The organism is Geodermatophilus sp. YIM 151500 (assembly GCF_025716945.1).
Lineage (GTDB): Bacteria > Actinomycetota > Actinomycetes > Mycobacteriales > Geodermatophilaceae > YIM-151500.
Window position 1 is genome coordinate 402,576 of the sequence record NZ_JAOVZT010000001.1, and the last position, 10,815, is coordinate 413,390.

At 75.0% G+C, this 10,815-nt stretch carries 10 protein-coding genes and 1 pseudogene; 6 read left to right on the forward strand and 5 right to left on the reverse strand.

Annotation, left to right across the window (positions count from 1 at the left end; genetic code table 11):
* Positions 1-35: 35 nt before the first annotated feature.
* Positions 36-338 carry a DUF4193 domain-containing protein gene (locus OF117_RS01795; RefSeq protein ID WP_263551076.1) on the reverse strand — a complete coding sequence of 101 codons (303 nt, stop codon included), beginning with the start codon at positions 336-338 and terminating at the stop codon, positions 36-38.
* 278 nt (positions 339-616) lie between these two features.
* Here OF117_RS01795 and OF117_RS01800 point away from each other — a divergent pair, with 278 nt between their 5' ends.
* Both OF117_RS01800 and OF117_RS01805 read left to right on the forward strand, forming a co-directional pair.
* On the forward strand, positions 617-1,663 hold the full coding sequence (locus OF117_RS01800) for a phosphotransferase family protein (protein WP_263551077.1): 1,047 nt from the start codon (positions 617-619) through the stop codon (positions 1,661-1,663).
* Between the two features lie 107 nt (positions 1,664-1,770).
* Positions 1,771-2,307 carry a LytR C-terminal domain-containing protein gene (locus OF117_RS01805; protein WP_263551078.1) on the forward strand — a complete coding sequence of 179 codons (537 nt, stop codon included), beginning with the start codon at positions 1,771-1,773 and terminating at the stop codon, positions 2,305-2,307.
* Positions 2,308-2,339: 32 nt separating this feature from the next.
* Here OF117_RS01805 and OF117_RS01810 read toward each other — a convergent pair whose 3' ends face one another.
* A complete protein-coding gene (locus OF117_RS01810; protein ID WP_263551079.1) occupies positions 2,340-3,161 on the reverse strand; it encodes an inositol monophosphatase family protein in 822 nt (273 codons plus the stop codon).
* Between the two features lie 96 nt (positions 3,162-3,257).
* Here OF117_RS01810 and ppgK point away from each other — a divergent pair, with 96 nt between their 5' ends.
* Together ppgK and OF117_RS01820 are read left to right on the forward strand one after the other, a co-directional pair.
* A complete protein-coding gene (gene ppgK / locus OF117_RS01815; protein WP_263551080.1) occupies positions 3,258-4,001 on the forward strand; it encodes a polyphosphate--glucose phosphotransferase in 744 nt (247 codons plus the stop codon).
* Positions 4,002-4,272: 271 nt separating this feature from the next.
* Entirely contained in the window at positions 4,273-5,667 is a 1,395-nt protein-coding gene (locus tag OF117_RS01820; RefSeq protein ID WP_318014206.1) for an RNA polymerase sigma factor, read from the forward strand.
* Positions 5,668-5,712: 45 nt separating this feature from the next.
* Here OF117_RS01820 and OF117_RS01825 read toward each other — a convergent pair whose 3' ends face one another.
* The 3 genes from OF117_RS01825 to OF117_RS01835 all read right to left on the reverse strand — a co-directional run bounded on the left by OF117_RS01825 (position 5,713) and on the right by OF117_RS01835 (position 9,636).
* Positions 5,713-6,258: a hypothetical protein gene (locus OF117_RS01825; protein ID WP_263551081.1), complete on the reverse strand. Its 546-nt coding sequence runs from the start codon at positions 6,256-6,258 to the stop codon at positions 5,713-5,715.
* A 125-nt stretch (positions 6,259-6,383) separates the two neighbouring features.
* Positions 6,384-8,306, reverse strand: coding sequence for a winged helix-turn-helix domain-containing protein (locus OF117_RS01830; RefSeq protein ID WP_263551082.1), 1,923 nt, complete (start codon positions 8,304-8,306; stop codon positions 6,384-6,386).
* A gap of 88 nt (positions 8,307-8,394) precedes the next feature.
* Entirely contained in the window at positions 8,395-9,636 is a 1,242-nt protein-coding gene (locus tag OF117_RS01835; RefSeq protein ID WP_263551083.1) for an FAD-dependent oxidoreductase, read from the reverse strand.
* Positions 9,637-10,140: 504 nt separating this feature from the next.
* On the opposite strand from OF117_RS01835, the gene OF117_RS01840 reads away from it, so the two are divergent.
* Together OF117_RS01840 and OF117_RS01845 are read left to right on the forward strand one after the other, a co-directional pair.
* Positions 10,141-10,365 carry a hypothetical protein gene (locus OF117_RS01840; RefSeq protein WP_263551084.1) on the forward strand — a complete coding sequence of 75 codons (225 nt, stop codon included), beginning with the start codon at positions 10,141-10,143 and terminating at the stop codon, positions 10,363-10,365.
* 140 nt (positions 10,366-10,505) lie between these two features.
* Positions 10,506-10,815 (forward strand): annotated as a pseudogene (locus OF117_RS01845) (hypothetical protein); the annotation flags it as partial.

Here is a 10,815-nt window from a genome sequence, read left to right on the forward strand (position 1 = left end):
GCATGCGAGGCGTGGGGGGAAGGGGGGTCCTTCTCCTAGGCCGCGCAGTCGCGGCAGTACATCTGGTCGCCGCGGGTGGCGGCGAGCCGGCTGCGGTGCTGCACCAGGAAGCAGCGGGAGCAGGTGAACTCGTCCTCCTGCTTGGGCAGCACGCGGACGGTCAGCTCCTCGTTGGACAGATCCGCACCGGGGAGTTCGAGGTTCTCGTTGAAGTCGGTCTCGTCGACGTCGACCGACGAGGACTGCGCCTCGGCCCGCCGCGCCTTGAGCTCCTCGAGCGAGTCCTCGCCGAGCTCGTCGGCCTCGTTGCGGCGCGGGGCGTCGTAATCGGTGGCCATTGGGGTGTGCCCCTCCTCCGGGGTTCTCGCGGGCTCGTGGCCCGCCGTGTACGACTCGGGCGCCGTGCGGCGCCCTCGTCCTGCCGGTCGCCGGTGCGACCGGTTGGCTCGAATGCCGGCAGCCCGCGGTCCGGGGACGGTCCGGATGCGGACCGGCCCCCCACCAACGCCCGTCGGCGCCCGTTTGTGCCCGCCCTCGCGGGCGGCGCCGGGACCGTCCGGCGGCCGGACGCGGTCGCGCGGCCGGGCCGGGGAGCGCCAGAGGTTACCCTGCCGCGGTGGCGTCCCCCTCCGGTGCTGATCCAGCCGTCGTCGGGCCCTATCTGGCTGCCGTGCTCGGCGACGAGCGCTGGCGCTCGGCCGACGTCGAACTGATCGCCGCGGGCATGTCCAACCTCACCTACGTGGTCACCCCGGACGGCGGCACGCCCGACGACGCGGTCATCCTCCGGCGTCCGCCCACCGGCGCGGTGCTGGCCACCGCGCACGACATGGCCCGCGAGCACCGGGTCGTGTCGGCGCTGGGCCCGACGCCGGTGCCGGTGCCCCGCACGCTGCACCTGTGCACCGACCCGGCGGTGCTCGGGGCGCCGTTCTACGTCATGGAGCGGGTCGTCGGCGTGCACGTGGTGGACCAGCTGCCGCCCGGTTACGCCGACGAGCCGGCGCAGCGGCGGGCGATCGGCGACGGGCTGGTCGACGTCCTGGCCGAGCTGCACGCGGTCGACCCGGCCGCCGTCGGCCTGGCCGACTTCGGCCGCCCCGAGGGGTTCCTCGCCCGCCAGGTGCGCCGCTGGACCACCCAGTGGGAGGCCACCCGGGACCGCGACCGGCCGGCGCTCGACGCGCTGGCGGCGCGGCTCGCGCAGACGGTGCCGGGCAGCCGGCGGACCGGCGTCGTCCACGGCGACTACCGGTTGGACAACTGCCTGCTCGATCCGGACCGGCCCGGCGGCGTCCGGGCCGTGCTCGACTGGGAGATGTCCACCCTCGGCGACCCGCTCACCGACCTCGGCATGCTGTTCGTCTACTGGCCGCAGGCCGGAGAGGAGGGCGCGGGGGCGCTGAGCCAGGTGACGACGCTGCCCGGCTTCCCCACCCGCGCGGAGATCGCCGAGCGGTACGCCCGGCGCAGCGGCGCCGACCTGGCCGATCTCTCCTGGTACGTCGGCTTCGCCTACTTCAAGTTCGCCGCGATCGTGGCCGGCATCGTCGCGCGGTCGGCGGCCGGCGCCATGGCCGGCAAGGACACCAGCGGCTACGCCGACCGGATCGACCCCTGCGTCGAACGGGGACGCGCCGCGCTGGCCGACGGTGCGATCTAGGGCACTCCCCCGCCACTAGGATCGGGGCCACCAGCCCACCGCATGCGGCACCGGCCGGCTCCGGTCCGCCGGCGCCGAGGGCCGCAGGACCTGCCAGGAGCGCCGCCATGACGCAGATGCGCACCGAGCGCCCCCCGGTGCGTGCCCGGAGCGGCCGGCGGCCCATCCCGCCGCTGATCTTCCTGCTGGTGCTGGCCCTGGCCGCCGCGGGCGTGTGGTGGAACGTTCTGCGGCAGGACGAGGCGCGGGCCACGCGCGACGAGGCCGCGGCCTGCTCGGAGGCGCCCGCTCCCCCGCCGGCGCTCGACCCGGCGTCGGTGTCGGTCCGCGTCCTCAACGCCACCGACGTCGCCGGCCGGGCCGGGGAGGTGGCCGGCCAGCTCGAGCAGCGGGGCTTCGTCATCGTCGAGGTGGCCAACGACAGCAGCGACCGGGAGGTCACGGGGTCCGGCGAGATCCGGCACGGCCGGCCCGGCACCGACGCCGCGCTGTTCATGACCGCGTACGTGCCGGGGGCCACGACCTACGAGGACACCCGCGCCGACGCCGTCGTCGACGTGGTCCTCGGGCCGGACTTCTCCGGGATCGCGCCCCCCGACCAGGTGGACGCCGCGCTCGCCCCGGCCCCGGCCGAGGGCTGCTGAGGGGGCCGGACCGCTGGCTCCCCGCCGGGCGCTCAGCCCTGCGGTGCGTCGTGCAGCCCGGCGACCAGGTCGACGAAGGCCTCGGCCACGTCGGGCGCGACCGCGATCGCCATGGGCGCGGCGAACGGCCGGCCCGGCAACCCGGTGACGACCAGCCCCGCCTCGGCGGCCACGAGCGCGCCGGCGGCGAAGTCCCACGGTTTGAGGTGCAGCTCGTAGTAGGCGTCGACCCGGCCGGCGGCGACGGCGCACAGGTCCAGGGAGGCGCAGCCGAGGCGGCGGATGTCGCGCACGCGCGGCAGCAGCTCCGCCACCACGGCGCCCTGGGCGCGACGCTGCTCGGCCCGGTAGCCGAAACCCGTGGCCACCAGCGTCCGGTCCAGCGAGCCGGGCCGGCTGCCGGTCAGCGGCACCGCCGCGGTACCGGGCGCCTGCAGCCGGGCGCCGCCACCGGCGGTGGCGGTGAACAGCTCGCCGGTGGCCACGTTGAGCACCGCGCCGGCGACCGCGACGCCGTCGACCTCCGCGGCGATGGACACCGCGTAGGCGGGCTGGCCGTACAGGAAGTTGACCGTCCCGTCGATGGGGTCGACCACCCAGCGGACCCCGCTGGTGCCGGTCCGGGCCGCTCCCTCCTCCCCCAGGACGCCGTCGTCCGGCCGGGCGCCGAGCAACCGGCCGACGATGAGCTCCTCGCTGGCGGTGTCGACCGCGGTGACGACGTCCACCGGGCTGGACTTGACACCGACGCGCTCGGCGGCGGAGGCGCGGCCCCGGGCCACCAGCTCCGCGGCGGACCGGGCGGTGTCGACGGCGAGGTCGAGGAGCGCGGCGGGCTCCGGGATCGGGGTCACGGGCCGATCCTGCCCGAGGGGCGGCGCTCGGCGCCCCGAGGCGGTGCGGGGCACCGGGCCGTGCCCGGACGTGGCCGCGGTCACTAGCCTGACCCGGTGCGGAGCTTCGGGGTGGACATCGGCGGCAGCGGCATCAAGGGGTGCACGGTCGACCTGGACGCCGGGCAGCTGGTCGGCGAGCGCGTGCGCATCGACACGCCGCAGCCCTCCCTGCCGGAGGCGGTGTACGCCGTGGTCGCCGAGGTCGTCGGCAGCTTCGGCTGGGAGGAGCGGATCGGGGTCACCTTCCCCGGCGTGATCAAGAAGGGTGTCGCGCGCACCGCGGCCAACGTCGACAAGAGCTGGCTGGGCACGAACGTCGCCGAGGGCGTCGAGCAGGTCGTGCCGGGCACGGTGACCACGTTGAACGACGCCGACGCGGCCGGGCTGGCCGAGATGCGCTACGGCGCGGGACGGGACCGCGACGGCGTCGTCATGATGCTCACGTTCGGCACCGGGATCGGCAGCGCCCTGTTCGTCGACGGGCGTCTGGTCCCCAACACCGAGTTCGGCCACATCCAGGTCGACGGCGAGGACGGCGAGCGCCGGGCGTCGGCGGCCGCGCGCGAGCGGGAGGACCTCTCCTACCCGGAGTGGGCCAAGCGGGTCGACCGCTACCTCGACGTCCTGGAGGCCGGTGTCTGGCCGGACCTGATCATCGTCGGCGGCGGGGTCAGCAAGAAGGCGCAGAAGTGGGTGCCCTTGCTGTCCACGCGCACCCCGGTCGTCGTCGCCGAGCTGCGCAACGACGCGGGGATCGTCGGCGCCGCCCTCGCCGCCGCCGAGGACCTCGGACCCTGACCGAGCCGCTCCCTCGTTCGTGACGCACCGTCACGAACTCCTCGTCAGGGCGACGCCTGCAACCGGAACACGATGGAATCGGCGCGTCGCGTCGTTACAATGGCTGTGCCCAGCCCGTCGCCCTCCAGCCGGGAGGGATCCCCCGCTCGCCCGCCGGCCAAACGCCGCGCCCGAACGACGGGACCTCTTCCGCCCCGGTCGACGTCCGGAGCCGCTGCCCGGGAGCCACTCGGCTCCCCGGGGAACGAACCCAGTACGGGAAGGAACCTGAGTGCCCGCCGACCAGCCAGCACCGGAAGCAGCCGCCGCGAGCACCACCCAGCGGGCCAGGACGGTCGCCGCCGGTGCCCGCACCCCCCGGGCCAGCGCCGCGGTTCCCCCACCCGCCGCCGCGCCCGACGAGGCGGCCAAGGGTGCGGCCGGAGCCGCCCGCCCCGCCCGCAAGAAGGCCCCGGCCAGGGGTGCGGGTGCGGGCACCAAGCCGACCATCACCCCGTCCCCGGGCGCCGGTGAGGGCACCGTGCTCACCGCGGTCGCCGGCGAGGGCTCGACCGTCGCGGTCATCGACAACGGCGGCGAGGGCCTCTCGATCGACGAGACGGTCGTCGCCGGCCCCGACGGGGCCGAGGTCGAGGCCGCCGCCGCCGAGGAGGAGGCCGCCACCGAGGAGGCCGCCGAGTTCGAGTGGGACGACGAGGAGGAGTCCGAGGCGCTGCGGCAGGCCCGCAAGGACGCCGAGCTCACCGCGTCGGCCGACTCGGTCCGCGCCTACCTCAAGCAGATCGGCAAGGTCGCGCTGCTCAACGCCGAGGAGGAGGTCGATCTCGCCAAGCGGATCGAGGCCGGCCTGTACGGCGCCGAGCGGCTGCGCCAGGTCGAGGAGGAGGGCCAGAAGATCTCGCCGCAGATGCGGCGCGACCTCAACTGGATCGTCCGCGACGGCGAGCGGGCCAAGAACCACCTGCTGGAGGCCAACCTCCGCCTGGTGGTCTCGCTGGCCAAGCGCTACACCGGCCGCGGCATGGCCTTCCTGGACCTGATCCAGGAGGGCAACCTGGGTCTCATCCGCGCGGTGGAGAAGTTCGACTACACCAAGGGCTACAAGTTCTCCACCTACGCCACGTGGTGGATCCGCCAGGCGATCACCCGCGCCATGGCCGACCAGGCCCGCACCATCCGCATCCCGGTGCACATGGTCGAGGTGATCAACAAGCTCGGCCGCATCCAGCGCGAGCTGCTCCAGGACCTGGGCCGCGAGCCCACCCCGGAGGAGCTGGCCAAGGAGATGGACATCACCCCGGACAAGGTGCTGGAGATCCAGCAGTACGCCCGGGAGCCGATCAGCCTCGACCAGACCATCGGCGACGAGGGCGACAGCCAGCTCGGCGACTTCATCGAGGACTCGGAGGCCGTGGTCGCGGTCGACGCGGTAAGCTTCACCCTCATGCAGGACCAGCTGACCAGCGTCCTGCAGACCCTCTCCGAGCGGGAGGCCGGCGTCGTCCGGCTGCGCTTCGGCCTGACCGACGGCCAGCCGCGCACGCTCGACGAGATCGGCCAGGTCTACGGGGTCACCCGTGAGCGGATCCGGCAGATCGAGTCGAAGACGATGTCCAAGCTCCGCCACCCGAGCCGCTCCCAGGTGCTGCGCGACTACCTGGACTGAACGAGGGCCCGGGAGACCTGCGTCTCCCGGGCCCTCGTCGTCCGCTCAACAGCCCCGTGGGGCGTCGACCGGGATCGGTGCCGGGCTCTCACCCTGCGGCACCAGGTAGACGATGTAGAACTCGGCCGGTCCGGTGCCGTGGTTGGCGAACAGGTGCGTGCTCGCCGGGTGGCCGAACGTGTCCCCGGCCCCGAAGGTCTCCGAGTCGCACCCGTGGCCGTCGCCGTGCTCGGGGGCGACCAGGCGCAGCTCTCCTCCGGTCACGACCACCATCGACGGCCCGAGGTGCTCGTGCCAGGGCGTGGAGCTCTGCGGCGCCAGGGTGGCCCTGACCAGCGCCACGTCCATCGGGCCGTCGGCGTGCAGGCGGACGCCGGTCGCCGCGTCGTCGATGCGGAGCTCGCCCGCGGCGCCCCGCGCCACGAGTTCGGAGGTCACCGCGCCGGGGCTGGCCGGCGGGATCGGCTCCGACTGCATCCACAGCCGGCGCTCGGGATCCGCGTGGGCGACCCCGGACAGCAGCACCGGGGCGAGCAGCGCGCCGAGGCCGAGGACGAGCACCTTCGAGCCGGTCGCGATCCCGTGTTCCATCTCCGCCTCCCGGACGCTCGGGATCCCCGCCTGTTCGCGGGGCACCGACGCTAGGGCGGCGCCGCCCCGGGTGGATGAGCCGCGGATGAGACTTCGGTGAGATCGCGCGCGCCCGCCCGGGACCGTCAGCCCAGGTGGTCGCACCAGTCCGCGCGCAGCCGGTAGCCGGCGCCCCGAACGGTCTCCACGACGTCGGCCGCCGGACCGAGCTTGACCCGCAGGGTGCGCACCACGGCGTCCACGACGTTGCTGCCGCCGGTGTACCGCGTACCCCAGACCTCCCGGAGCAGCTCCGCCCGGCCGACCGGCCGGCCGGCCCGGTCGCGCAGGTGGCGGAAGAGACCCAACTCCAGCGGCGTGAGGACCCGCGGGCTGCCCTGCACGGTCAGCTCGCGGCTGTCCTCGTCGAGCCCGTCGCCCCGCTGCAGCCCCAGCTGCGCGCCCACGAGCGAGGCCAGCCAGCCGTCGACCGAGTCCGGGCCGAAGTCCAGCACCACGCTGCCGTAGCGCGCGCCGTCCAGCTCCACGGGCTCCTGCGGCAGCGGGCGGAAGCCCAGCTCCTCGACCACCGGCCAGTACGTCGCCACGTCGCGGACCACCACGAACATCCGTCGCAGCGCCGGACGCAGCGCCAGGTAGGTGCGCTTGACGTCGAGCCAGCAGGCGGCCTGCGCGGCGCACGGCGATTCGCCGTGCGCGGCGTCCAGCCACCGTCGCAGCCCGAGGGCCACCTGCCCGCGGGGCAGCGGGTGGTCGCGCAGGTGGCGGACCCACGCGTCCGTGACGACGTCACCGGGGACCGTCGTCCGGCGGAGGTGGTCGCCGAGCAGGAGGAAGAAGCCGGCGACCGCTCCGATGCGGTCGCGCACGACGGAGAAGCAGTCCGGCGCGGCGTCCCACCACCGCTCGAGCACGGCGACGGACTCGGGACCGTCGTGCCGGCGTGCGATCGACCGGATGGCCGCGAGGTCCCGGGGACGGGCCGGCTCGACCGCCATCGGCTGCGTGCCGCTGGGGAAGAAGGCCTCCCGGACGACCGGGTTGTCGATCAGGTAGAGCATGTCGGCCGTGTAGCGCCACAGCTCCCGGGCGGGTGCCTCCCGGGCCTGGGCCCGCAGCTCCCGCCAGGCCGCCCGGCGGTAGCCGAGGTACCGGCGGGGGTGCGCGCCGCGCAGGAAGTCGGCGACGGCGTTCTTCACGGCCTCGTGGACGACGAGACCGTCCCGGCAGCTGTCGACGAAAGGCTGGCCCAGCAGCCGGTCGACCGCGTCGTCCCCGTCGGCGTCGGGGAGCATCGCGGACAGCACCGGACCGGTCGCCCGGCGGACGACCGAGGCCGCCTCCAGCGCGCGGCGGGCGAGCGCGTCGTCCCCGCCGTCGAGGTAGGAGCGGGCGAGCTCGTCGACGACCCGCGCCATCGCCGCGTCCTCGAGGGCCAGGTGCGGGTGCTCGGCGATCCCGGCGGAGGCGAGGACCAGCGCGAGCGGGTGCCCCCGCGCGACCCGGTTCACCCGGACGGCCTCACCGGGCGGCACACCGAGGCGGTCCAGCAGCTCCAGGGCGTCCGGCTCGTCCAGCGGTTCGAGCGGCAGGCTGCAGAACCCCTCCACCGCGAACCAGCCGGACAGCGGAGGCGTGCGGCCGGCCAGGAGCAGTGCGACGCCGTCGGGCAGCGCGGGGGCCAGCACCTGCCGCAGCCAGGTGTCCATCAGCCGGAACGCCTCGCAGTGGTCGAGCGCCAGCACCACGGGCCGGGGCAGCAGGGCGAGGTGGGTCAGCAGCTCGGCGACGTTCCCGAAGCCGCCGGTGGCCGCCAGCACGCCGCGCTCGGTAGGCTCCACGGTCCGGCAGTCGAGCTCGACCACGCTGGTGCCCGAGTTCCGCGCCGACCGGAGGAACCGGCGCAGCAGCGCCGACTTGCCGACCCCGGCGATGCCGTGCACGTACCCCACGCGCCCGGCGTCGCCGTCGACCAGATCGGCCAGGACGTCGAGCTCCCCCTGGCGACCGACGAACGCGCGCTCCTGCCGCACGGCTGGCCGGACCACGGGGGCCAGTATCGGACCGCCGTCCCCGACCCGACAGGGCCGTCCGCCCCGGCCCGGTGGCCTGCGCCGCGGCGCGTGCCGACCCGGTTCACCACCACAGCGGACCGAGCCGCCGCGCCCGCCCCGCGACGACCGACCAGGGGGTCGCCCCGTCCTTCGCCTGGCCGACCACGTTCAGGCCGAGGCGCATCGTGACGTCGGCGCGCAGCATGTGGAGCCGGTTCTCGAACAGCATCTTCGTGCTGATCCAGGAGACGGCCTCCACCTCGGGTCCCCAGGCGCGGTCGTAGAGGGCCGCGGCGGCCAGGCACCCCTCCGGGGTGGCACCGGCCCGCTCGAGGCACCGGTCGAGCACCATCGCCGACTCCAGGGCGGCGTTGACGCCTTGGCCGATCGGCGGGAACGGCCCGGCCGCGTCGCCGATGAGCACGCACCTGCCGGCGGACAGCGCCGAGCAGGTCAGCTTTTGGCCGACGTGGTAGCACCGGCGGCGGGCGAAGGCCGCGACGGCGTCCGGGGAGGCCAGGTCCAGGACCCGTGGGCAGTGCCGGCGCAGCCACGCACGCGCGTCGTCCGGGGAGGCGAACCGGAGCTCGTGGCGGGTGCCGACCGCGCAGAACCAGCGCGGCGGGCCGCCGTCCTGGTCGGCCCGGATCGCCCCCGCCACGCAGAACGGCCGGGTGGCCAGCGCCTGCAGGAAGTGCGGGTCGAGCTGGTCGGAGAGCCGGTCCAGCTCGACCATGGTCAGGTGGTTCGGCAGCTCCGTCCGCCGCACGACGAAGCCGGGCACCTGCTCCTGCATGGCCCGGCGCACGACGGAGCCCGCGCCGTCGGCGCCGACCACGAGGCCGAAACGGCGCGTCGTGGCCGGGTCCCCGGCCGGACCCCAGGCCACCTCCCCGGTGGCCACGTCGACGGATCCGACCCGGCGGCCGTGGTGGACCTGCACCCGGCCCTCGGCGGTGTGCTCGACGGCATCGGTGAGCGCTCGCACGATGTCGCCGCGCGACCCGGTCCAGCCGGGTTCCCGCCAGTGCTCGACCACCCGTCCGGCGTGCTGGATGCCGCGGAAGGGCAGCAGCCGCCGGTCGAAGAACCGGGTCGCGTCGACGTGCTGGAGAGCCCGGTGGCCGTGCCCGGTGATGTCGATCGTGTAGGAGCGGTCGGGGTCGAAGCGCGGGCTCGTCCGGGGATCACCGTCCCGCTCGAAGACCGTCGTCGGGATGCCGCGGCGGGCCAGCGCGATCGCGGCCAGGAGCCCCGCCGGCCCTCCCCCGACGACGGCGATGCCTCCGCTGGGCTGCGGTGCCCCGGATCGCCGCACAGCCATGGCGCACCCCGCACCGGTCGGATCCCCGTGGCGAGGCGAGCCTGCCCGCACCCGATCCGGTCCACGAGGGCCGTAGGGCCCGCAGGTCCGGCTCGCGACGTCGTCCCGTCCGGAGGACCGCCATGCCGTCCCGGCCCCGCGTCGTCACGGCGTCATCTCGGGATGGTCACGATCTCACCCTCAAGCGGGGGACGGACGGTGTACGGCGTCCACGGTCGGGTAGACGGCGTAGCGTTGGAGCCGTCAAAAAGTGCAGCGGACCCACATCCGGCCGGTGGCCGGCGAGAGAAACAGCAGTACGAGCACCGTCCATCCGACCCCCGACCAGTACGACCCAGTGACGTCCCCTGCAAGCCCGCTCCACCACCAGCCACTGGTGTCCCGGCCTCACCGCCTCCGGCGAGTCCTGGGTCACACCGGCCGGATCGGGAACACGAGGGGTCATCCTGGCGCTGTGCAGGAGGCCGATCCGCAGCCGCGGGTCCGTGCGGTAGAGAGCGAGTGATGACCGAGATGACCCCGACGCTGACGACGACCCCCGCCGCCGACGACCTGGTCGTTCCCTTCCACTGCGACCGTTGCGGGGCGCTGGCGAAGGTGCGAGTCGTGCTCGCCAGCGGCAGCGACCTCGTCTTCTGCGGGCACCACGCTCGCGAGTACGAGGGCAAGCTCCGCGACATCGCCGTCGACATCATCGAGACAGGCGGCGAGCAGCGGCTCACGACGTGAGCGAGGCGCTATCGTCGCGCCCGCGATGAACTGTGACACCTGACGACGCCGCCGTGTCCGACGTCCCGGAACGGGACCGAGGGCCGGCGGCTCCGTCGTACTCGGGGCTCCCCGGTCGACGGTGACCCGAGGAACCCCGCATGCCCCCCGCAACACCCGAGCGCCCTACCGGGGCCGACGAGACCGTCCGCTACCGCCCCGAGGGTGCGGACGACGGCGCGCCGCCCGCCGTCGGCGCGGCGCCCGCCGGGCCGTCCGGTGAGTTCGACGACACGCGACCGGTCAGCCGGGACTGGCGGTCGGGAGCGCCGCCGGACGTGACGGCCCCGCCGGACCGGCCGGCATCCCCGGATCGGCCGGCCGACGGCTCGGCACCCACCGCCGCGGACGACGCCACCGAGCGCCCCGCCGCGGACGACGCCACCGAGCGCCCCGCCGCGGACGACGCCA

Coding starts and splice junctions, on each gene's coding strand:
- OF117_RS01835 (WP_263551083.1), bottom strand. CDS start 9,636: ATGGCTGTGCGGCGATCCGGGGCACCGCAGCCCAGCGGAGGCATCGCC.
- OF117_RS01795 (WP_263551076.1), bottom strand. CDS start 338: ATGGCCACCGATTACGACGCCCCGCGCCGCAACGAGGCCGACGAGCTC.
- OF117_RS01825 (WP_263551081.1), bottom strand. CDS start 6,258: ATGGAACACGGGATCGCGACCGGCTCGAAGGTGCTCGTCCTCGGCCTC.
- OF117_RS01805 (WP_263551078.1), top strand. CDS start 1,771: ATGACGCAGATGCGCACCGAGCGCCCCCCGGTGCGTGCCCGGAGCGGC.
- OF117_RS01840 (WP_263551084.1), top strand. CDS start 10,141: ATGACCGAGATGACCCCGACGCTGACGACGACCCCCGCCGCCGACGAC.